Below are 21,306 nucleotides of genomic sequence, written 5' to 3'. Positions count from 1 at the left end.
CGTAGGCGAGCGACGTCCGGCACGGGCGAGGTCGCCACGACCGGCTTCACTCGTCGCCCTTCATAAAGAGTTCGGCCCAGACCTCTTTGCACCGTGGGCGCTCCTCCGGGCCGTGCAGGTCATAGCCCCAGCGGTCGGCGATGCCGTCGATCAGGAGCAGGCCGCGGCCTGACTCGTCGTCTCCCCCGACCTGCCCGAGCACCGGCAAACGTGATGGCGCCCGGTCCACCACCCCAACGCGAACCCGTGTCGCACTCGGTCGCCCAATAATCAGGCGGATCGAGTCGCACGGGGTGTGCCTGACGGCATTCGCGATCAGCTCCGAGATGATCAATGCGGTGACGTCGGCCAGGTTGTCGAGGTGCCATACGCCGAGGACGTCATGGACGAGCTTGCGGCCGATTTGGGCCGTGGACGGCTCGCACGGGAAGGTCTGACTATAGGCGGGGTGGCCGGTTGGGGCGGCCTGAACTGGCTTAATGAGACTCGTCATTGGGGTTGAGCCTTCGTGTCGTCTCGGCGCCCAGCCCACCCCTGCGGGGGACCTCAGGGGCGGGCCGGGCCGTCAACAGCCGCCCGCACGGTGGGCGTAGCGGGCGACCGACACCAAGACAACTCCCCTTCTGCGCACGGTGGTTAGGGTGATCAGCCGTCCGTCCATCTGAAGAACCTAGGGCGATTTGACCTTCTCTTTACCTGGCGGGGCAAGGGAGGTGAGGACTACCGTGCGGACATGGACACCACGCGCAACACCGTTCTCGAGGCGTGGATGGCCGAACACGGCTACAGCTCCAACAGCCTTGCTGACACTGTGAACAGGGCCTTAGAGGAACTGACCGGGAGACATGGCGGCCTCGACGGTTCATCGGTCCGGGACTGGAAAGCAGGCCGGGTCACATGGCCCAAATCGGCTACCCGCAAGGCACTTGAGGACGTCAGCGGCCTGCCCGCCGTCGCTCTAGGGTTCGTGCCACGGGGCCGGACTCCGTCCAGCCCAGCCCCACCGCAGCAGGAGGACCCCGACATGAAGCGCCGTACCCTCGTCGGAGGCATCGCGGCGGCTGCCGCCGCGGCAGCCGCCGCTCCCGGCACCGCATCCCCGCGCCGCATCGGCATGAGCGACGTCGACCGTCTACAGAAGCGCTTCGCCGAGATCATCGCCAGCGACCACCGCCACGGCGGCCAACTCGGCATCGAGCAGCGGGCCGCCGCGCTCGCCGACGAGGCCCTGAATCTCCAGAACGCGGGCAGCGCCAGCCAACGGGTACGCAGCAGCCTCTACGCCTCCGCAGCGGCGTTCCGTTCCTCAGCGATGTGGGCCGCCATCGACGGCCGGCGCTACGACATCGCCAAGGCGCACATGCGTGAGGCCCAGGCCCTCGCCGAGATGTCCGGCGACCAGGCGATCAAGTTCCGCATCTGGAGCCACGCAGGCACCATGTACCGGCACATGGGCCGTCCCGCGGACGCATTCGCCGCCAACGACGTCGCCCGCAACCTGCACCTCACCCGCCGAGACCCTCTCTTCGCATCCCTCGGCCTGGCCCGCCAAGGCGCCATCCACGGCGCAGCACAGGACCGCACCGGCACCCGCCGGGCCTTCGAGCAGGCGCAGGACGCCATGCTGCGCGCAGACCCCGCCGACTACCGGCCGGTGTGGATGCTCGCCTTCTACGACCAGGCTGAACTGGACTCCCTGGCACTGTCAGCGCACTTGGCGCTCGGCGACTACTCCACCGCCGAGTACCACGCCCACCGCTGCCTGTCCGCCCTCCGGCCCCACATGATCCGCTCCCGGGCCATCACCACGACCCGGCTCGCGCACGCCCAGCTCGCACAGGGCGCCCCCGACACCGCCACGGCCACCGCGATGAAGGTCCCCGCCGAGGCGGCTACCCAGCACGCCCGGGTCACCCGCATGCTGCAGGAGTTCGGTGCCGCCCTGCGCGCCACCGCGCCGGAAAGCTCCAGCGTGCAGACCTGGACCGAGCACTCCGCCACCTGGAGGATGGCCGCATGACCACGGCGCCCGCCATCGAACTGCGCACCTTCACCAACCTCGACACCGCCCGCGGCGACCTCCTCGACGTGTACGCCGAAGTGCGCGCCCCACTCCTCCACCTGCCGAACTACGCGGTCACCGCGTTCGGCGAACGCCTGGACCGGCACAGCACCGAGCCGGGGTTCGCGGCTGTCCTCGCGTACGCGGACAGACATCCCGTCGGCTACGCCTACGGCAACACCATCGAGCACGGCGACCGGTACTGGCAGCGCACCAGCCCGACGCCGGCCGAGAAGTACACCGAGCGTCCGGTCGTAGCCCTGAAGGAGATCGGCGTCCGGCCGGCCTGGCGGAAGACCGGCACTGCCCGGCGTATCCACGACGCCCTCCTCGCCACACGTGACGAGCCCTTCGTAACCCTCATGGTCAACCCGGCTGCTGGGGACGGAAAGGTCCACGCGCTCTACAAGTCGTGGGGGTACGAGGACGTCGGGCAGAGCCAGCCGTCAGTGGCCTCGCCCGTCCTCACCGTGATGATCCGCGCAGCCCGCTGAACAGCAGCCACGGCCCAGCGGCTTGACGGACTTCCACCGAGCCCCTGGAATTCCAGATGCTGGACCTCCGCCCCGAGCGCTACAAGATCGCCGCCTCGGGGGTTCGTGCAAGCCGGTGAGTTACGACGAGTTCCCGGCGGTCAGAGCCTGCAACAGCAGTGATCCCGTGGGTCTCGGTGCCAACGGATGCCCGGGGCGCTGAAGCGCGTGTCCTCGGCCTGCCCACACTGCTCCTGGACGCCGACGCCACCAGCCAGTCCGCCTACGACTGGTTCAAGGTTCCCCAGGCCGCCGGCTTCGAGATCCCGGCCAACCTGATCGTCGAGCGGTACCCGTTCGATGACATCGCCGAGTACATCCGGGCCAAGCGCGCCGAGTTCGGCGCAATCGTGGTCGACGCCGGCGGCGGCAGCGCCCGCATCTTCCACGAGGCGGTCACCGAGGCGAACCTGCTGCTCGTGCCGGTCGCCCCCACCAAGATCGAGCGCCGCAAGCTCGTGGCCACCTTCGACGAGGCCGAGCGCGCCGCCGCCCGCAACGAGCGCGACGTCACCGCCAACGTAGTCCTGGTCAAGGCCGACGACCGCACAAGCCTGCCCCGCACGGCCAAGGACAAGCTGCTGGAGCCCGCCCAGGGCGAGGGCATCGGCCCGGACCGCGACGAGCCGTTCCCCCTCGCCGAGACCGTCATCCACTCCTGGGTGCACTACATGGAGGCCTTCGGCGAGATCCCCACCGAACTGAGCGAGTACGCCGAACTGATGAAGGAGCTCACGGCATGACCGAGCCAATGAAACCCCCGGCCCGCCGCACCGGCCGCACCCTCGCAGGGGCCAAGAAGGCGACCCCGCCGCACCCTCCCCCGGCCGCCGAGCTCACCCCCGAGCAGTACGCCGCCGAACAGGCCACCCCCCAGGACGACGGCCATCCCCCTGCCAGCGAGCCGCAGGTGCAGCCCGCACCTTCCGCCGTTCCCGCCGAGGCATCGGCACGGGGCCGGACCGAGACGGCGCCCGAAGTGGCGGAGCCCTCCACCCAGCCGACCGTTGAGGTCACGCGGAGCGGCCTCGTGCCGGAGCCAGACGCTGGCCAGCTGGGCGTCGGCGCCCCGGAGGCGAGGATGGAATCCGCTGGGGAGCCAATGGAGACGCGGGTGCCGCGTGTGCTCCCGGCTCCCGAGCCCGCAGCACATGCGGTCCAGCCCACGCAGCCGATCGAGCCCGTTCCGCAGCACGGTCTGTCCGCGGCCCCTGGCGCAGCCTCGGCCGCCGAGGTGGCGCTTCGCCCGGTAGCTCCTCCGGCGGCAGGCGGCAACGGGTTTCCGGTGAGGACCGATGTTCCACAGGCTCACCAGGAACAGGACGTGCAATCGCAAGTAGCGGCCAGCGAAGGAACACCGTGGGCTCAGGGATCCGGCCGTCCCAAGGACATTCCTGAGGCCGCCGTCGTTCTCAACCAGCGCATCATCGCGCGCGAGAGCCTCGACTCGTCGGTCCCCGCTGCACTGAAGCTGAAGAGGCGGATCAAACGCTTCGCACTGGACAACGAACTCGATCACCTGCCGATCGGCGACATCGTCTCCGTCGCGTTGGACGAGTGGCTCACCGCTCGCGGCTTCTGAGCCGGACTGCAGTGCACGAGGGGCGGCCAACCCACGCCGAGGCGCGGCCGCCCCTCGTGCCGACTATTCCAATAGCCCAGTAGGCGGATAGCTATCCGCCTAGAAGGCTGCTGAAAATCTCGGGTTCTGGCCCCGGCTCGGTGGAGTCGGGGCCAGTCTTATGGGCATGCAGGGTGAATGGGCTGGCGAGATGGTCGGGCCGGATGTCTGGGAAAGCTGCCGGGAGTTGATCCCGGCAGGCAGTGTGTTCGCGTTCCTGGCCGAGCATCGCGAGGCGTTGTTCCCGCCGGGGATGTTCGCGGACATGTATCCGTCGTCCAACGGACGGCCGAGTCTGCCGCCGCAGGTGCTGGCCGCGACGGTGGTTCTGCAGAGCCTGCAGGGGCTGTCGGACTTCGAGACGGTCCAGGAACTGCGGTGTGACCTGCGGTGGAAGGCCGCTTGCGGGCTCGGCCTGTACGACACCGCATTTGATCCCTCGCTGTTGACGTACTTTCGGCGCCGCCTGCGTCACTCGGCCGATCCGACGCGGATCTTCACCAAGGTCAAGGAAGTCGTGGCCGCGACCGGCGTGCTCAAGGGCAAGCAGCGGCGCGCGCTGGACTCCACCGTGCTCGATGACGCGGTGGCCACCCAGGACACCGTCACCCAGATCATCTCCGCCGTCCGCCGGGTGATCCGCGAGGTCCCCGGCGCCGGGGAGACGGCCGCGGAGCACTGCCGGGCGCACGACTACACCGACCCGGGCAAACCGAAGATCGCCTGGGACGACGAGGCCGCCCGCGCCGCGCTGGTCGATGCGCTGGTCACGGATGCCCTTAACCTGCTCGGGCACCTGCCCGAGCAGAACCTGGGCGAGAAGGCGGCGAACGCGGTCGGCCTGCTTGCCCTGGTCGCGGGCCAGGACGTGGAACCCGCCGAGGACTCCGACGGACGCGACGGACGCTGGCGCATCGCCAGGCGCACGGTGGCGGACCGGACCGTGTCGACCGTCGATCCCGACGCCCGGCACATCCACAAGAACCGCACGCGCCACCAGGACGGCTTCAAAGGGCATGTGTCCTTCGAACCGGAGAGCGGTCTGTTCACCGCCGTCGCCCTGACCAGCGGCTACGGTCCCGGCAACCACGAGGCCGCCGTTGCCTGCGATCTGCTGGCCGACGAGGACGGCGAGTTAACCGTGCTCGGCGACTCCGCCTACGGCACAGGCGACCTGCGCGCACACTTACAGGCCGACGGCCACAGCCTGGTCATCAAGCCACCGCCGCTGCGGCAGGCCGTCCCCGGCGGCTTCACCATCGACGACTTCCGTATCGACCCAGCGGCCGGCACCGCGACCTGTCCGGCCGGACGCACCGCCAACCTCGGCCAGGTCAAAGCGGACGGCGCCCGCACCGCCCAGTTCAAGAGTGTCTGCGCCGGCTGCCCCCTGCACGGGCGCTGCACCACCTCCAAGACCGGACGCACCCTCAACATCCATCCCCAGCACGAACTGCTGACCGCCGCCCGCCGAGAGGCGGCCGACCCCGTCTGGCAGGCCGAATACCGCCGATGGCGGCCCCCGGTCGAACGTGCCATCGCCTGGCTCGTCGCCAAGGGCAACCGCCGAGTCCGCCACCGCGGCATCATCGCCAACAACATCTGGCTCCACCACCGCGCCGCCGCCCTCAACCTCCGCCGACTGATCACCCTCGGACTCACCCGGACCAACACCACCTGGCAACTCGCCCCGGCCACCGCATAGCCAAAAGGGCCGCCCGGCCTCCGGCCGGACAGCCCCACAACAAGATTTTCAGCAGCCTTCTAGCCGGACCGACCGGAGCAGCTCTCGTGCCTGATCACTCCCCCTACGCCCGCCGACTGCGTGAAATCGCCGACGCCCTCGACGCCGAGTTCCAGCCAACCGACGACGCTCTTACGCCGCACCCGGACACCCTGAACGTCATCAAAGACCGGCACACCAAACGAGGGCAGCTCAACCACGCCGTCCCTGAAGTTCTTCAGTTCCAGCGCCGGATCCGCCGCTGCAACGCCGACACCGACATCCCTCACGGTGACATCGTCGCTCTCGCCCTTGACGCCTGGCTCCGTGCAAAGGGCTACCCACCGGACCTCCTAGGGCCCAGGCGGCCTGGCTGGTGAGGTGTACCGCGTTCCAACAGGAGCGGGACGAGGGCAACGACGACGACGTACCCGTGCCTCGTAAGACGCGGTCGACACCACGCCGCGCTTGGTCGGGTCGCCGTCCCCACCGACCACGACTGGCTTCCCGCGTAGCTCCGGGTGACGCAGTTGCTCGACGGCGGCGAGGAACTGGTCCATGTCCAGGTGCAGCACCCACTCGCTCACACCGGCAAGTTTTACCCCATCGGGAGGCGCTTCTTGGCTTCCTCGTAGAGGTCGGACGGTAGCGGGCCCTTTTCCGCGATGGCGATGTTGCCCGCCAGGTGGGCCGGGTTCGCGGTGCCGACGATCGTGGTAGACAGGCCGGGGTGGCTGAGCGTGAAGCGGAGGATGAACTCCTGCTTGTCGATGCCTGCCTGGTCGATGAGGTCCTCGATGCCCGACGTCTCCCAGTTGCGCTGGCCGACACCCGGCTGCTGGGCGAGCGGACCGACGGTCCAGTTCTTCTCCTGCGACGCCGCGCCGCGAGCGGCCCCGCCGCGGATGAGCGTGCCGGTGCCCTTGTCCGCCGCCTCGGTAATGAGGTTCTCGTGATCGCGTTGCACGGCCGAGTAAGGGATCTGAAAAGCGTCGAAGACGTTCATCGCAAGGTGGTCGGGCAGGTTGGGCAGGATGCCCGACATGCCGATGAAGCGGACCTTGCCCTCGGCCTGTAGTTCCTTGAGCATCTCGACGGTGCGGTTCTCTTCGAGCGTGGCCCGGCTCGGTGACATGTGCACCTGGACCAGGTCGAGGCGATCGGTCCGGAGCCGGCGCAGCGACTGCTCGACATCGGCGCGGACGTTCGCCTGGCTGTAGTCGTGCGGGTAGGGCGGCGGCGTGTCGGCGGGCGGCTCGATCGGGCAGCCACACTTGGAGGCGAGAAAGAACTCGTCCCTGCGGTGGGCGAGGTGCGTGCCGATGAGCTCTTCGCTGCGGCCGTAGTCGGGCGAGGTGTCGATCAGGTTGATGCCGCCGTCGAGGACCGCGTTGAGCAGCCGGCCGGCGTCCTCGTCGGTCAGTTCTGGCCCCCTGCGCAGCCCGCCCAGTTCCATAGCGCCGTAGCCGAGGATGGTCACGTCCGTGTCGGTGTGCCCGAGGGCACGTGTCATGATCGCCATGCCGATAGAGTGAAGCACCATTCACCTTTCGTCAAATGGTCCCGGAGGGCTCCATGACCTCACCCCGACCGCTGCGTGCCGACGCGGCCCGCAACCGCACCCGGATCATGACCGCGGCGCATGAGCAGATCACCGAGCACGGGCCCGAGGTGTCGATGGAGCAGATCGCCGCTGCCGCGGGCGTCGCGGTCGGCACCCTGTACAAGCACTTCCCGAACAAGAGCGACCTGGTCACAGCCGTGGTCGCCACCTCGTTCGAAACACTCGCCGACGACGCCGAAGAGTGCCTGCAACGCGAGAGCCAGGGTTCACCCGCCATGGCGGAGCTCACCGGCTTCCTCAGCCGCGTGATGGACACCGTCGCCCACAACCGCGCCGTCAAAGCAGCCGCGTACGCGCTCGGCGCCGACCACGCAGCCCACCCCGCCAAGCAGGAGGTGGAGACCCGCGTCACCCAGGCTCTCGGTCCACTCATCCGCACCGCACAAGCCCAGGGCGGTCTGCGCGCCGACTTCACCCTCGACGACCTGTACCTGATGCTCTCCACCCTCCCCGCCGACCAGCCACCCACCGCCCGCGCCCGATGGCTCGCCCTCCTGCTCACCGGGCTCACCGCCCGCTGACCGACCGTGGGGGTACGCCGCCGTCGCGGCCACCGCCGGGACGCCCTCTACGACCGCCCCGCCTGCCGACAGAAGGCGTACCGGGCCCGCCGACGGGCCGCCGAGCGGGTCCGCGAAGCCGTAGCGGCCCCGGGCCGGTGTGACGACTCGCGGAACCAGCTGCGGGGCTCTGGCCAGCACGGACGCCTAGGTCAAGATGGTGGCGACCACGACGCGCCGCCGTACGACCTCACTCGTCGTCGGCAGCGTCCTTGTCGCGCAGCGGGCGCATACCGCCGGGCAGCTTGAACGAGTACCGGCCCAGCATGTTGATGTGCCGTCGCACGAACGGCGAGAGGCGGGCGACGTCCTCGTCGCGGACGTCGAACCCGTCCGCCCGCAGCTGGTCCACCGCGGCGTCCATGTACCTCGTGTTGAAGAGGACGACGGCGTTGAGGACCAGGCCGAGCGCGCCGAGCTGGTCCTCCACACCGTCCTGGCAGCGCTGGTAGAGCTGCCCCGAGCAGCCGTGGAAGATCTTCCGGGCGAGTGCGTGGCGGCCCTCCTAGAGGTTGGCCTGCGCCTTGATCTGGCGGCGGTAGCCGGGCTCGTCGGCCAGCCGCAGGATGTGCAGGGACTTGGCGATCCGCCCGTAGTGCGCGATCGCGTCCCCCAGCGGGGTCGGCCGCCCGTCCCTCGACAGCATCCGGATCACGTCATACGCGCGCACCGCGCCAATGTCAATCCCCTCGAACTGTGGAGATCTTCTTAGCGGCCAGCTCCAAGGCGGAGTTGGCCTGGTGGTCGTGCTCGTAGTCGATCGGGCTCTGATATCCACACACGCTGTGTAGCCGACGGCCGTTGTAGAAGCCGGTGATCCAGGTCGCGATCCGCAGCCGCGCCTCGGTCCGGTGGCGCTTGCGACCAGCGCGCCTACGGCCGCTCAACGTGGATCAGCGGGCGTAGCCGCCATCGGCCATGATGGTCTGGCCAGTCACGAAGGCAGCGTCGTCGCTGGTGAGGAAGGCAATGGTGCCGGTCAAGTCTTCCGGCAGCCCGTTGCGCTTGATGGCCTGGGACTGTGCGGCCGCCGTGAGGGCTTCCTGCGGGTGGGCATTCAGGACGCCGGGTGTGATGGTCAGGGTCGCGCCGACCGCGTTGACGGTGATGCCGAACGGGGCGAGGTCGTTGGCCAGTCCGCGGCTGAAGCCGATGTTGCCCATCTTGCTCGCCATATAGTGGGACATGCTGGGCGCGTTGGTGACGATTGAGTTGGAGGTCACGTTGACGATGCGGCCCCAGCCGCTCTTCTTCACGGTCGGCAGCAGGGCCTTGACCATGAGGAACTGCGAGTCGAGGTTGACCGCGATGACGCGCCGCCAGGTGTCGTAGTCCAGCTCCTCGATGTCGAGGAAGGGGCAAATGCCGGCGTTGTTGACCAGGATGTCCGCCCGCCCGAACCGGTCGGCGACCTCCTTGCCCACGGCCGCGGTCTGGTCGGGATTGGACACGTCGCCTGTGAGACCCAGCACCGGGTGTCCTTTGTCGGCGAGCAAGGCGACGGTTTCCTCGGGGCTGTTGAGGTCGACCGCGACGACGCTCGCGCCGCGTGCGGCGAGGTCGACGGCGATGGCCTGGCCGATGCCGCGTCCGGCGCCGGTGACAACGGCCACTCGGTCCGTGTGTGTCTGGGGAACTGACATGTCAGAAACTCCTTTGTTGCGAACTTCCGGTCCCGCGCCTCGTGGCACGGTGCCCGGGACTTCTTTTCCGGCCCCGCCCGGGTGAGCGTCACGCCGCGCGGCCGGCCTTGAGGGTCCTGGCGACGTTGGCGATCCGCTTGCCCTGGTAGGCGCCAGAGACGCGGGCCGTGCTGTCGACGGGGATCTCTCCCTGGGCACCGGTCACGTGCGAGGTTCCGTAGGGGTTGCCGTCGGTGAACTTGACGGGGTTAGTGAAGCCGGGGGGGCTTTCCCCGGGCCGGGCGATGTGCAACCGGCGCTTCACAAGTGCTACCGGCCCGGCCGCTCGGGCTCCATCCGGAAGCAGACCAAGCGGGTCTTCGCGGCGGCCGTGCGCAGCTCGTCGTCGGTGGGCTGCCGGTCGCTTGGGAGGCCGAGCATCAGCCCCTTGGCGGCCTTGGGTCCTTTGCGCCGGCCGAACTCACCCAGCAGGGCGGCGACTTCCTCAGGGTCCTCGACGACCATGGGGACGGCGTCGTGGTCCTGGCCCCGGATGCGCAGCCGGACGGTGGCCCCTTGGCGCATGCTGGGGATCCAGCCGAGCTGGGAGGACATGGCGAGCACCGTGCCGGGATCCCAGTCGAAGTAGCCGATGGGGACCGTGAATTCGCGACCCGTTTTGTGCCCCTTGTACGTGAGCAGCATCAGGCGTCCGCTCAGCGGTTTGTGGAAGCGGGAGGCGAGCAGCGGCCGTACGACCTTGTTGGCGGCTCGGAAGATCTTCACCAAGGGTGGCGCGGCCGTGTTCGCCGCGGGTGTGCCGGAGGTGCTCATCTGATGCCGCCAGGGGCGGTGTGGACGATCTCGGCCTGGTCGCGCTTGGTGTAGGCGTCCCAGTAGTGCTCGGCGATGGTCTCGGGCTCGGTGCCGGGACCGCTGCCGATGAACACCCCGATCGCCACGTGCGCGGCGTGCACCCCGTGCTCGGCGAGGTCGATGCCCAGGGCCATGGCGTAGTTGCGCAGGGCCGCCGCCGCGACGCCGATGCTGCCGAACGCGCCGCCGATCGGCCGGATGGAGGAGGCACCCGTGGAGAACAGCAGGGTGCCACTGCCGCGTTCGAGCATGGCGGGCAGCACCTGACGGACCGCGGCAACCGCTCCGTACAGGTAGTAGTCGAGCTGCTTGTGGAGGTCCTGCGCCGTGGCGTCGACGGCGGCGGCGCCGGCGAACGTGGGGTCGGCGGGCGAGTACTCCAGTACGTCGACGGCCCCGAACCGGTCGGCGACCGCGGCGAGCGCCGACTGCAGCGAGTCGGGACGCGTCACGTCCGCGGCGAAGCCTGCGGCCTCGATGCCGTCCTCGGCGAGCCGTGCGGCGAGCGCGTCGAGCTTGTCCTGGGTCCGGGAGACCAGGGCGACCTGGAAACCCTCCCTTCCGAAGCGGCGGGCGATGGACAGGCCCAGGCCTGGGCCTGCCCCGATGACGGCGATGACGGGCATGGGTGGTGCTCCTGTGGTCGGACGGGTCGGATCGATGAGGGGCACCTCCCGCCACGACAGCGGTCAGGACTGAAAGTCGAGGGTAGCCTCATGTTCTGGAGCGTAGCAGAGAACATGAGGCTGCCCTCCGGTTGATAGGCTGAGTGGCATGGCCATCGACCGTCCGTCCGCCTCCGCCGAAAACCCGGCCCCTGCCCGCCCCCTGCGGCGCGACGCGCAGCGCAATCGCGAGGCCCTGCTCACCGCGGCCCGCTCCTGCTTCGCCGAGCAGGGCCTGGAGGCATCCCTGGAGCAGGTGGCCAAGCGGGCCGGGCTGGCCATCGGCACGCTGTACCGGCACTTCCCCACCCGGCTGGACCTGGTGCAGGCAACCTTCGCCGGGAAGCTGGCCGCCTGGCGGGAGGCCGCCGAGAAGGCCGTCACCATGGACGACGCCTGGGCGGGGCTGTGCCACTTCCTGGAGACCATGTGCGAACTCCAGTCACAGGACCGGGGGTTCAACGACCTGGCCTCCATACGACTGCCGGAGAGCGCCTGCCTGGCAGGCACCCAGACCCGCATCCGCGAACTCGGCGTACACATCGTCGAGCGTGCCCAGGAGCAGGGCAGCCTGCGCCCCGACCTCACCCCCCAGGACCTCGCCTTCGTCATCTGGTCGCACAGCCGCGTCACCGAGGCCACCCACGCCATCGCCCCAAACGCCTGGCGCCGCCACCTCTACCTCCTGCTCGACGGCTTCCGAACCGACCGCGCCCACCCACTGCCGGCACCGCCGCTCACCGGGGAGCAGCTGTACCGCGCCATGATCAGCCTCGGCGGAAACGGGGCCTGCGGCGCCTGACCGTCGGCACGCGCGTTGTCTCAAGGCGCCGAGGGAGCCCCTTCCCGGCGACCAGGCCGAGCCGGTACACCTCCGTCCCTGCGATGCAGAGTTCGTGGAGACGTTTGGTGACCTCCGCTTGTCATCAGTGACACGGCGCGCTCGAATGCCGCCTCGTCGGCGAAGCATTCGCACATCCCGACCACCTCCGGGTCCTCGCTGCTGACATGCATCAGGTAAAGCAGCCACGACGCCACGCTCTGCAAAGACCGCAACACAGTCGAGCGCGCCATCAACAAGTTCAAGGAATGGCGGGGGCTGGCCACCCGCGACGACAAGACACTCGATATTCCTCAGCGGCGCACGGAAGCCCGGTCGGCGTCACGCCGAGGAGGCGGCAAGGGCCCGCGCGCTGCTGAAGGCAGCGGGCGTTGACCAGTCCTGTTGGCGAAGGAGGTCCAGCAGGGCGGTTTCGGCTGGCCCCGGGTCGTGACGCACGCCGACCAGGACCCGTTCGGAGAGGGCGGGGGCCAGCGGCCTGGCCAGCTGGGTATAGGGGGGCGGGACGGTGGAGGCGGGGACCATGGTCACACCCAGGCCATGCGCGACCAGTTGTACCGCCGTGGCGATCTGAGAGGCGCGTGCCACGGTCGAGGGAGTGATCCCGACGCGCCTGAGAACCTGGCCGATCTGTTCGTCCAGGAGGCCGCCACGGGTGAACCGCACCCAGCCCTCGCCGGCCAGGTCCTCCAGTCGTACGGAGTCTGCCCGGTGCAGGGGGTGTTGGGGAGGAAGGATCACGGCATACGGCTCCTCGCCCAGTTCGTGGACGTCGTAGCCGCACTCGGGTGCGAGGTGGTGGTACAGCACCAGATCGACCGTACCCAGGTGGTCGAGGTGTTCCATCTCCACCGGCGTGGGTTCTTCCACGAGAGTCACATGAAGGCGCGGATGGATGCGCCGCAACTCTCCCAGGGCGGCGGCAAGCTGGTTGGTCGCCAGGCCGGTTGAGGCGACCACGAGGAGTTCGCCCGTCAGATCGCCTCCGCTGGCACGTGCCGCGGCGCGGGCGCGGCGGGCGGCGCTCACGGCGATCTCGGCCTCTTTGAGGAAGGCCCGCCCGGCGACGGTCACCGCGACTCCGCGTGGGATCCGGGTGAAGATGCGGACGCCGAGATCCTTCTCCAGCGCCGCGACCTGATGGGAGACCGTGGGCTGGGCGACGCCGAGCCGGGCGGCGGCCGCAGTGACAGAGCCCTCTTCGGCCATGGCCAAGGCGTATTCGTACTGGCGCAGGTTCATCGGTTTCTCCTCACGTGACCCATAGAAGCATTCTATAGCACGCACGCAGAAGAGCTATTTGCTTCTATGGATAGTCACTCATACCGTGATGCTCATGGCGCGGTCAACCCGAGGAATTTCCCGGTGCCGCCGTTCTGAGGAGAAAGCCATGGGACAGAAGTCGAAAATCATGGACAGTGAAATTCAGGAGCTTGTTGACAAAGCTGCGGAACTCGTTCCCAGGCTGGCTGAAATCGGCAACCGCTCGGACAGCCTGAGTGAGGACCCGACGGAGGCGATGAAGCTGCTCAATGAAGCCGGCTTCTGGCGTCTGCAGGTCCCGGCCGCATACGGCGGGTACAGCGACGGCAGCGTCGCGTTCGGCCTGGAGGCCCTGTACAAGATCTATCTGTCTATCGGTCGAGGAGACGCCGCCGTCCTGCTCAACACCGTCGTCGGCTCCGTCGTCCTGGCCGAGCTCTTCAGCAGCGATCTTCCCGAAGCGACCAAGCGTCAGGTGGCAGATGACATCGCCACCGGCCGGAGGTTCCGCTTCGTCGCGTCCGCCTCCGAGACCGGTGTCGCCACCGGCCCGACCACCGCGCGCAAGGTCGACGGCGGCGTGCTGGTCAAGGGCACCAAGTCCTTCAACAGCAACAGCGGCAGCGCAGCCGAGGGCTACGCGAGCGTCTCCGCCCAACTGGAGGGCTCGACGTCCCTGGTCACCGCCCTGATCCCGCTCGACGCCCTGGCCGTTCGCCTCCACGGCGACTGGGACGTCATGGGCATGCGCGGCACCCAGAGCCAGCGCATCACCTACGACGACGTCTTCGTCCCCGACGGCTGGTACACCGTCCAGGCCACGCGCGACCCCCTGCTGTTCCCCATGGCACAGGCCGGCCAGGCGATCATCGTTCTCGGCCCTGCCTACGGGGCACTGGACGCGGCGATCGACTACGTCAGGGCCTCCACCACTCCCACCGTGAAGATCTACGACTCGATCCAGACCGACCCGTTCGTCCGCCGGCGCATAGGCGAGTTCCGCATCAAGCTGGACGCGGCCCGAGCCCTGCTGATGGAACTCGTCCGTGCCGTGGAGAACGCCCACGACAAAACCGAGATCGCCCAGCTCATGATCGACGCGCTCTCCGCCAAGACCGCCGCGACCAGCATCGCCGTCGAGGTCGCGTCCGGGATCGTCGACCTCACCGGGACCCGCAGCGCCGCCGCCAAGTACAACATCGACCGTTTCTGGCGCAACATCCGCACCTTCTCCCAGCACGACCCCAAGGTCGATGCGGCACAGTACTTCGTCGGCGGCTACCACCTGGCCGGAGAAGTCCCCGGCATGGAGGTCTACGTCCGTGTCTGACAGGCTCGCCGGCAATGACCGCCTCGCCCGGCGCGGTACAAGAAGAGAAACTCCCGTGTCCGCACCCGACGACGACCTCGAACTCGCCGGACGCTTCCGGGAGGCCATGGCCTCATTTCCCAGCGGCGTCACCATCGTGACCACGGTGGATGAGGACGGACGCCCCTGGGGGTTCACCGCGAGCGCCTTCTCCTCGGTCTCGGCCGAACCGCCGCTCGTCCTGGTGTGCCTGTCCCGGACCGCCGAATGCCACCCGGTGTTCGAGCGCTCCACGCACTGGACCGTCAACATCCTCAACGACGGCCACCAACCGCTCGCCCGCCGGTTCGCGACCCGAGGCGCGGACAAGTTCGCCGGCGACGAGTTCCACCTCGACCCCGAGGGCGTGCCCTACCTACCCGACGCGTCGGTGCGCCTGCACGTCTCCGCATACGACCGTCACGTCTCCGGCGACCACACCATCCTGGTGGGACGCGTGCACGACGTCCGACTCGGACAGGACCCGGCGACCGTCTACTTCCAACGCGGCTTCCACGCACTGGCCGGCTGAGTCCGTCCTTCCGGCGAGCCAACCATCCAGGGGCCGCACACTGACACCAGGTGTGCGGCCTCGACCCGAGAACGGCCGACCGCGGGTGCCGGCTCCTGCAGCGGCCTGCTTTGTCGGCGAGTCACTGTGCAGCCGGTGGCCTGTGCACCACCGCTCCTGGCGTACTCGGCGTCTGCATGCGGGCGATGCACCGGGCAGGACGGGCGGTAGCCCCAGCAGGCGCCGCAGTCGAAGTTCTCGAGCTCGACCTGGGACCGGCCGTCGGCGCGGAGCGGCGTGAAGGTGTAGCAGTCGCGGACTTCGGTGATCCGGCCGGCGCGGGAATCGAAGGCGTACTACTCGCGTCGCGCAGGAATCCGCCGAGCCTGGTCTTGTGGCGAGTTCCTTCCTGTCCATGGACGACCGCGCCACGGCGCAGTGAGCAAGCTGATGGCCCCAGCCTCTGCCTCGCGGGCGAGGCAACGGTCTGCCGAGCAACAGAGTGGTCGAGGGCTGGGAGCGGTCTTGCGCGGCCCGGTCCTGTGGTGGCACGAGGCGCTGGCCGGAGCCTCGGCCGAGCACGTGCCGGAGATGTTCGACTCCGATCTGCATGGGCGACGCTCCGGCCGAGAACGTCGTCGAGACGTTCGTCCGGGACATCGAGGGCTACGCCAAGTTCGGCATCGAGACGGTGATGCTGGGTCCGCGCACGGGTGAGCAGGCGGCCTGGATCGAGCAGTTCGTGGCCACGGCGGTGCGGCGCGCGGCCGAGCTGGGCTGAGGCCGGGGAACGGAAAGAGCGAGCGAGCTGAGGCCGGGAACCGGAAGAAGGGCCGGAGCCTATGCGGCTTCGGCCCTCGATCATGCGTACATCGATCAGGCGGCGGTGGACGCGGCCTCGCCGTGGATCCGACCGATGACCTCGACCAGCTGCGTGGCGACCTCGGCGTCGTCGGAGGGGTGCGTCTCGGCGAAACGGACCACGGAACCGGCGATGGACAGCTTGACGTCCTGCAGCACCCTGGCGCCGGCGATGCCCGCGGCCTTGTGGGCCGCGTTCTGCGCCCAGACGCCGCCGAACTGGCCGCGCTCAACGAGTGATCGGGTGCTTCCGCATGCCTTCCGGGAGCGGGAAGCCTTCCTGGCCTGTCACTCGGTGGGCTCGGAGTCTCCGGTGTCGGGAGGAGGCGTCGCAGCAGGGACTCCTCACAGTTCGATCAGGACGTCTTCGCTGCCGGCGACGGGGCTCGGCAGGGTGCGCCACAGGACGAGCTGGCCGTGCAGGGCGGTCCACAGGTGGATACCCAAGTCCTGCGCCTCCGCCCGGCGGCCCGGGGCTGCTTGGGTGAGGTAGGCGTCGGCCGTATCGGTCCACGCCTGGAGCACGGTGTCGATGGGGTGGTCGGCGGAGGACCGACGCTCGGGCTCGTACTCCAGGCTGAACATCAGCTGGTAGCGGCGGGGCTTGTCGATGGCGAACCTGCGGTAGGCCGTGACGGTGGCCCGCACGCGCGCCCACGGGTCCGCGCCTGCGGCGGCGGCCGACTCGCCGGCCTCGCTCATCGCGACGGCCAGTGCGCGGTAGGCGGCATCGAGGACGGTGGAGACCAGGTCGCCCTTGTCCTTGAAGTGCCGGTAGACGCTGGGCGCGGAAATGCCGACCTCGCGGGCGACCCCGCGCAGGGACAGCGCGTCCTCGCGCCCCGTCTCCTCCAAGATGCGGGTCGCCGCGTCGAGGATCGACCAGCTCGTCCATCGGCTTGGTGCCGTCGCTGTCCACCCAGCGGCGCAGCGCGGTCTGGAACGCGGTGAGGGCGACGCCGGCGGCGAGGGCGGGGCGCAGGCCGGCGTCGGGATCGAGTCCCGTGCGCCGGGCGAGGATGCCGACCATCTCGGCCTGCCACTGCGACTGCCGCTCCAGGAACCGGGCCAGTAGGGCCGGCGTGTCCAGAATCAGCCTGCTCACGTGCAGCGTCCTGTCCGGATCGGCGTCGCACACGGAGCACGCGGCCATCGGCCCACCGGCCCACCGGCCCACGAGTGCCCGGTAGCCGTCCCACTTGGGCTCCGCCGCATGATCGGAAGGAAGGATGGGATCGGAGGTGGGTGTGGCGAGCATCGGATCCGGCAGGGACCAGGTCGAAGGCATGGTGGACGTCTTCCACCGCGTGCCGTGGGTGCGGAGCGGTGTCCCCCGGTCAGCGGATCCGGGACAGGGTCTTGTCCGGGTGCGCGGCGTGTACGTACTTCACGGCGATGCTGGGGTGGATGCCGAAGAGGCGCACGAGGTGGACCGGATCGGCGGTCTGTCGGGCCTCGTCCAGGATGCGGTCGGCCCATACCTGCCGTGGCAGCAGCCCGATCTGGTCGAACGCGGCCCGCAGCGCGCAGTAGCTGAGCTGCGGTGAGGCTGGGTGCCGGTAGGACTGGGAGGTGATGAGCAGGTGCGAGTTGGTGGCCTGGGGCCAGCGGAGGCGCCGCTCGCGCAGCCAGTCGGCGACGAGGTGGGTACTGAGGTCGTCAAGGTAGACGACGTGGATGTGCTCGCCCCGGTGCACTGCTAGGGTCCGGCGGCTCAGGTCTGCGTCGGCCAGGTCGAGCCGGGCGACCTCCACGGCGCGGACAGCGTGGATGGCGACCAGGCCGACGATGAGCCTTGCGGCGGGGCCGTCGAGCCGGTCCAGCGCCCCGGCCAGCCGGTCGCTGGACAGCGGCAGCGGGAGATGGGTGCCAGCGGGCAGTCGCATCCCAGCGGTGGGGTTGTGGAAGATCACCCGTTCCTGTTTCAGGGCCCGGAAGATGCTCCGCAGCACGCTGAGGAGTCCGTGAGCTACATTTCCCTGGTGCCGAGCGAGTTCGGCCTGTATGTGATCGGCAGTGATCTGCCGCAGGTCCTGCCCGGCCCTCGCCCATGAGGTCAGGGCGGGCGACGCGACGTATAGGTAGCGGCGAATGCGCCGGAAGTCGGCCGGCGGGTGCTGGTAGCGGCCGTGGCCGCGCATGACGCGCACCCAGGCATGGAGTTGGTCCGCCATAGGCTCGGGCAGTTGCGTGATCTGTGTGCTCAGGGCACGTGCATCGTGCCGCTCGCGTCGCTCCTGGTCCAGGTCGCGGACGCGTGGCATAGCTGGACGCCGTACATCAGCCAGGAGCTGCCCGGGCGTTTCGGAGAGTTCGTCCGGCTCCAGCAGGGCGTGCTCGCTGAGGAACGAGATCACCCGGCGGGTGGCGGCGGGACCGGCCGCCACGGTGTCGGCCAAAGAGCGTACGTCGCGTTCGGGGATCGGCGTGTGCGGACCCAGCCGGGCCAGCAGGGTGTGCAGGACGACGGTCGCGCTGCCCGGCACGCTGTGCTTGTCGGTAACCCAAACCTGCGGGTAGTCGGCGGTGAACTCGTGCAGCAACTCCTGCGCCTGGACCGCCAGCTCGGCGCGGTCCAGGATCTGATCCCGCGGCCACTTGCGGGGCATCGAGAACAGCGTCGTCTGCCCCGGTGCAACCGGTGCCGACTTGGCCGTACCGCCTTCCCGGGCGGCTGTTTCGCGGGCTCGCGCCCGCGCCCGCATGAGAGGGCCCGACTGGTTGTGCACGACGAACCCGAGTTCCCCAGGACGCCGTTTGAGCTGGTGCGCGAGCGGTCCGGCGAAGGCGAGCTGGGAGAAGGACTGCTTGGTCGTTTCGAGCCCGGACTCGCGCACGTAGGCCAGGCATGCGCGGCACAGGTCTTCGTCGGCATGGAGGGGCAGAGCGTCCCGCCGGCATCGCGGGCACTTTCCCGGCGGATAGCGTCCAGGTTTCTGCCGCCACTCGGCGCAGCCGCGGCACCGGGCCTTGGTGATGCCCCAGCACCCGCAGTCCGCGCAGGATCGCACCGGCCACGGCGCGGGCGGCGGTGCCATACGTGGCCGCAGCATCCCGGCTTGAGCAAGGATCTCGGCAGCCGCTGCCTTCAGCGGCAACCGCACCTGATCGAGCATCTCCGGCGCGACCATGGCCTCGCCCTCGGCGTCCCTGATCGCCAGTGCGCACCGGACCAGCCGCATCACCATGTTCGACCACGACGCCGACAGGCCCTTTGTCGCCGCCCGCTGCTCGGCAAGCACCTGCAGGATTGGCTCCTCGGGCCATGTCCGGGCACTGATCCGCAGGGCATCGCTTCGCTCGAAGCGCCGTCGGACGGGAAACAGCGTCTGCTGGCCGCGCACGACCGCGGGACAGATCCGCGGATCGTCCACCAACTGCCTCGCCTTGCGCGGGCCGAGAGAGGGGTCGGCCGCGCCCCGGGGCCTCGGCAAGTTCCAGGCCGACCGCAACCCAAGGCCGGGTACATACAGGTGCAGCTGGGTGGCGGCCGGGAAGACGGCCTCGAATCCGGCCTGGATCTCCTCGCGCACCGCGATCACGCACGGCCGGCACAGCCCGTCGCCGTCCACACGCCCGAACCGGCAGCACCGTGGGCACCGCGCCGTCTCCGTACGGTTGTCCAGCCAGCCGAAACAGCTCCAGCACAGCCCGCTGAGCAGCCGGGGCACTGCCCAGTCCATGCAGAGTGCGCACTGACGCACCACCACCCGAGCCCTCCAGGTCAGTTCGGCGGCATCAGTCTGCGCGGACCCTCTTTGCGCGGCACCGGACGCACAGGCCCCGTCTCGCCGCCGACCGCCCGCTCCTGTTCCTCATGGCCCGCCGCGGTGGCCACCGGCTCGGCCTCCATCAGATCGGCCACCGTGCACTGAAGCGACGCGCAGATCTTGTCCAGGTCGTCCAGCCGCACCGTCACCGGGGTGCCGCCCCACAACGCGGCGACTTTGCTCAGTGACGGCGTGAACCCCACTGTCGCGAAGGCCGCCTGCAGATCGACCGGCCGCCAGATGTCGCGCTTGGCCGCCGCCCAGCGCAGATTCCACTTCATCGCAAACTCCCCCTATCCGCGACCAGTCGCTGCCCGGCCCGCGCCGCCGACTGCCGCCAGCGGTCCGCCTGCTCTGGATCGGCCTGAGCCGTCGCCAGGTAATTGACCGTGGTGGTCGTCCAAACGTGCCCGAGCAACCGCTGCACCTCCCACAACGTCATCCCCCGCTCGTAGTTGTGGGTCGCGCACGCGTGCCGCAGCAGATGCGGGAACAGCTCCGCCACCGGACCCGGAAGAAACAGCCGCGACGCCGTCTTCAGCGCCCGCCGGAATGTCGCCGGGACGACCACCGGCGCGATGGGCATGTTGAGCGCCACCACAGGCTTCGGCAGCCGCTCGGAGGGAAACAGCGGCGCCCTCGAATGCTCCGGATCGTCCCGGAACGTGCCCCGCACCTCCTCCACGTACCACCACAACAGCTGGCGGCCCTCCTCGAAAAGGAAGGCCTCCCGCGGCCGCGGCCCGGACCCGCGAGCGCCCTTGCCCTGCACGACGAACCGGCCCCAACGCCCCGACTCCCAGTGCACATCCCCCATCGCGACGCCACACAGCTCCGCCGCCCGCACCCCGGACAGATAGGCGATCTTCGCCATCACGTAGTCCCGGCAGGCCACGGCCTCCTTGCGGGATTGCGGCAGAGCATCCTGCCACGCGGCGAAGAACTCCCGCATGGCTCGCTGCGAGGGAGGCACCCGCAGCCCGAAGTCCCCACGGTGACGAGGCCGATTGAACGGATCGACGGGCGACTCCACGATCGCGCCGAACAGACGGTGGATCTCTCCGGCATACCGCTGCTCCAGGAACGCGAAGTATGCATCGATCTTGCTGATCTTTGATAGGACCGTCGACCGTGCCCTCTTGCCCGGCCCGGCGAAGTACCGGTCCAACGCCGTCGGCGTGAGCTGCCACGGCACGACGTCGTAGTGGTCGCACAGTTCGATCACCGGCTTGACCAGTTGGTCGATCGACGCGGGCATCAGCCCGGCCGCATCCCGCGCCCACTGATACTCCGCGAGCGTGTCGAAGAAGTACGACTGCTCGTCCCGCTGTCCCGAGCGGCTCGATCGGTAGGTGTGAAGAGAGAAGACCTCTGCCAGACCTACCGCGTCACGTCCAGGGGCTAAGGGCCGTCCCGTAAATGATCT

At 69.2% G+C, this 21,306-nt stretch carries 23 protein-coding genes and 3 pseudogenes; 10 read left to right on the top strand and 16 right to left on the bottom strand.

Annotated features, from left to right (window positions below):
• Nucleotides 1-46 precede the first annotated feature (46 nt).
• Entirely contained in the window at nucleotides 47-493 is a 447-nt protein-coding gene (locus OG870_RS41765; RefSeq protein WP_327692048.1) for an ATP-binding protein, read from the bottom strand.
• A gap of 240 nt (nucleotides 494-733) precedes the next feature.
• Here OG870_RS41765 and OG870_RS41760 point away from each other — a divergent pair, with 240 nt between their 5' ends.
• The 5 genes from OG870_RS41760 (at nucleotide 734) to OG870_RS41740 (ending at nucleotide 5,921) form a co-directional block, all read left to right on the top strand.
• Nucleotides 734-2,020, top strand: a complete 1,287-nt coding sequence (locus OG870_RS41760; protein ID WP_327692047.1) for an XRE family transcriptional regulator — start codon at nucleotides 734-736, stop codon at nucleotides 2,018-2,020.
• Nucleotides 2,017-2,556, top strand: coding sequence for a GNAT family N-acetyltransferase (locus OG870_RS41755; protein WP_327692046.1), 540 nt, complete (start codon nucleotides 2,017-2,019; stop codon nucleotides 2,554-2,556). The genes OG870_RS41760 and OG870_RS41755 overlap by 4 nt, the downstream gene beginning before the upstream one ends.
• 176 nt (nucleotides 2,557-2,732) lie before the next feature.
• Nucleotides 2,733-3,338, top strand: coding sequence for a ParA family protein (locus OG870_RS41750; protein ID WP_266586900.1), 606 nt, complete (start codon nucleotides 2,733-2,735; stop codon nucleotides 3,336-3,338).
• On the top strand, nucleotides 3,335-4,177 hold the full coding sequence (locus OG870_RS41745) for a hypothetical protein (RefSeq protein ID WP_327692045.1): 843 nt from the start codon (nucleotides 3,335-3,337) through the stop codon (nucleotides 4,175-4,177). The genes OG870_RS41750 and OG870_RS41745 overlap by 4 nt, the downstream gene beginning before the upstream one ends.
• A gap of 166 nt (nucleotides 4,178-4,343) precedes the next feature.
• Entirely contained in the window at nucleotides 4,344-5,921 is a 1,578-nt protein-coding gene (locus tag OG870_RS41740; RefSeq protein ID WP_327692044.1) for an IS1182 family transposase, read from the top strand.
• 59 nt (nucleotides 5,922-5,980) lie between these two features.
• Here the strand turns inward: OG870_RS41740 and OG870_RS41735 are convergent, their stop codons facing one another.
• The 3 genes from OG870_RS41735 to OG870_RS41725 all read right to left on the bottom strand — a co-directional run bounded on the left by OG870_RS41735 (nucleotide 5,981) and on the right by OG870_RS41725 (nucleotide 7,461).
• Nucleotides 5,981-6,229, bottom strand: a complete 249-nt coding sequence (locus OG870_RS41735) for a hypothetical protein (RefSeq protein WP_266586896.1) — start codon at nucleotides 6,227-6,229, stop codon at nucleotides 5,981-5,983.
• Between the two features lie 63 nt (nucleotides 6,230-6,292).
• On the bottom strand, nucleotides 6,293-6,499 hold the full coding sequence (locus OG870_RS41730) for a Y-family DNA polymerase (RefSeq protein WP_266588558.1): 207 nt from the start codon (nucleotides 6,497-6,499) through the stop codon (nucleotides 6,293-6,295).
• Nucleotides 6,500-6,537: 38 nt separating this feature from the next.
• Entirely contained in the window at nucleotides 6,538-7,461 is a 924-nt protein-coding gene (locus tag OG870_RS41725) for an aldo/keto reductase (RefSeq protein WP_266586894.1), read from the bottom strand.
• 53 nt (nucleotides 7,462-7,514) lie between these two features.
• On the opposite strand from OG870_RS41725, the gene OG870_RS41720 reads away from it, so the two are divergent.
• Complete coding sequence (locus tag OG870_RS41720; RefSeq protein ID WP_269654781.1) at nucleotides 7,515-8,084, top strand: TetR/AcrR family transcriptional regulator; 570 nt, start codon at nucleotides 7,515-7,517, stop codon at nucleotides 8,082-8,084.
• A gap of 229 nt (nucleotides 8,085-8,313) precedes the next feature.
• Here OG870_RS41720 and OG870_RS41715 read toward each other — a convergent pair.
• The 5 genes and pseudogenes from OG870_RS41715 to OG870_RS41690 all read right to left on the bottom strand — a co-directional run.
• Nucleotides 8,314-8,799: pseudogene (locus tag OG870_RS41715) on the bottom strand (Tn3 family transposase); the annotation flags it as partial.
• A gap of 4 nt (nucleotides 8,800-8,803) precedes the next feature.
• Complete coding sequence (locus tag OG870_RS41710; protein ID WP_266592223.1) at nucleotides 8,804-9,010, bottom strand: hypothetical protein; 207 nt, start codon at nucleotides 9,008-9,010, stop codon at nucleotides 8,804-8,806.
• 6 nt (nucleotides 9,011-9,016) lie between these two features.
• Nucleotides 9,017-9,766, bottom strand: coding sequence for an SDR family NAD(P)-dependent oxidoreductase (locus tag OG870_RS41705; protein WP_327690655.1), 750 nt, complete (start codon nucleotides 9,764-9,766; stop codon nucleotides 9,017-9,019).
• 309 nt (nucleotides 9,767-10,075) lie between these two features.
• Entirely contained in the window at nucleotides 10,076-10,579 is a 504-nt protein-coding gene (locus OG870_RS41695) for a hypothetical protein (RefSeq protein ID WP_266592219.1), read from the bottom strand.
• Complete coding sequence (locus OG870_RS41690; RefSeq protein ID WP_327692043.1) at nucleotides 10,576-11,247, bottom strand: SDR family NAD(P)-dependent oxidoreductase; 672 nt, start codon at nucleotides 11,245-11,247, stop codon at nucleotides 10,576-10,578. The genes OG870_RS41695 and OG870_RS41690 overlap by 4 nt, the downstream gene beginning before the upstream one ends.
• Before the next feature lie 148 nt (nucleotides 11,248-11,395).
• On the opposite strand from OG870_RS41690, the gene OG870_RS41685 reads away from it, so the two are divergent.
• A complete protein-coding gene (locus OG870_RS41685) occupies nucleotides 11,396-12,088 on the top strand; it encodes a TetR/AcrR family transcriptional regulator (RefSeq protein WP_327692042.1) in 693 nt (230 codons plus the stop codon).
• Nucleotides 12,089-12,448: 360 nt separating this feature from the next.
• Here the strand turns inward: OG870_RS41685 and OG870_RS41675 are convergent, their stop codons facing one another.
• Complete coding sequence (locus tag OG870_RS41675; protein WP_230213584.1) at nucleotides 12,449-13,369, bottom strand: LysR family transcriptional regulator; 921 nt, start codon at nucleotides 13,367-13,369, stop codon at nucleotides 12,449-12,451.
• A 277-nt stretch (nucleotides 13,370-13,646) separates the two neighbouring features.
• On the opposite strand from OG870_RS41675, the gene OG870_RS41670 reads away from it, so the two are divergent.
• The 3 genes from OG870_RS41670 to OG870_RS41660 all read left to right on the top strand — a co-directional run bounded on the left by OG870_RS41670 (nucleotide 13,647) and on the right by OG870_RS41660 (nucleotide 16,030).
• Entirely contained in the window at nucleotides 13,647-14,720 is a 1,074-nt protein-coding gene (locus OG870_RS41670) for an acyl-CoA dehydrogenase family protein (protein ID WP_266592211.1), read from the top strand.
• 55 nt (nucleotides 14,721-14,775) lie between these two features.
• Entirely contained in the window at nucleotides 14,776-15,270 is a 495-nt protein-coding gene (locus tag OG870_RS41665) for a flavin reductase family protein (RefSeq protein ID WP_266592208.1), read from the top strand.
• A gap of 589 nt (nucleotides 15,271-15,859) precedes the next feature.
• Nucleotides 15,860-16,030, top strand: coding sequence for a luciferase (locus OG870_RS41660; RefSeq protein WP_266592203.1), 171 nt, complete (start codon nucleotides 15,860-15,862; stop codon nucleotides 16,028-16,030).
• A gap of 95 nt (nucleotides 16,031-16,125) precedes the next feature.
• Here the strand turns inward: OG870_RS41660 and OG870_RS41655 are convergent.
• From OG870_RS41655 to OG870_RS41630, 6 genes and pseudogenes are all read right to left on the bottom strand, one after another.
• A pseudogene (locus OG870_RS41655) lies at nucleotides 16,126-16,335 on the bottom strand (FMN reductase); the annotation flags it as partial.
• A 120-nt stretch (nucleotides 16,336-16,455) separates the two neighbouring features.
• Nucleotides 16,456-16,965 (bottom strand): TetR/AcrR family transcriptional regulator, encoded by a 510-nt coding sequence (locus OG870_RS41650; protein WP_266592201.1) that lies wholly within the window; start codon nucleotides 16,963-16,965, stop codon nucleotides 16,456-16,458.
• Between the two features lie 82 nt (nucleotides 16,966-17,047).
• A pseudogene (locus OG870_RS41645) lies at nucleotides 17,048-17,263 on the bottom strand (acyl-CoA-like ligand-binding transcription factor); the annotation flags it as partial.
• A gap of 184 nt (nucleotides 17,264-17,447) precedes the next feature.
• Complete coding sequence (locus tag OG870_RS41640) at nucleotides 17,448-19,793, bottom strand: hypothetical protein (RefSeq protein ID WP_266592198.1); 2,346 nt, start codon at nucleotides 19,791-19,793, stop codon at nucleotides 17,448-17,450.
• A gap of 41 nt (nucleotides 19,794-19,834) precedes the next feature.
• The gene (locus tag OG870_RS41635) at nucleotides 19,835-20,161 is read right to left on the bottom strand and encodes a helix-turn-helix domain-containing protein (protein ID WP_266592196.1); all 327 of its coding nucleotides are present in this window, start codon (nucleotides 20,159-20,161) and stop codon (nucleotides 19,835-19,837) included.
• Nucleotides 20,158-21,258: a tyrosine-type recombinase/integrase gene (locus OG870_RS41630; RefSeq protein WP_266592650.1), complete on the bottom strand. Its 1,101-nt coding sequence runs from the start codon at nucleotides 21,256-21,258 to the stop codon at nucleotides 20,158-20,160. The genes OG870_RS41635 and OG870_RS41630 overlap by 4 nt, the downstream gene beginning before the upstream one ends.
• Nucleotides 21,259-21,306: the final 48 nt, after the last annotated feature.

The organism is Streptomyces sp. NBC_00461 (assembly GCF_036013935.1).
Classification (GTDB): domain Bacteria; phylum Actinomycetota; class Actinomycetes; order Streptomycetales; family Streptomycetaceae; genus Streptomyces.
This window is presented reverse-complemented; position numbering and strand designations above follow the sequence as displayed.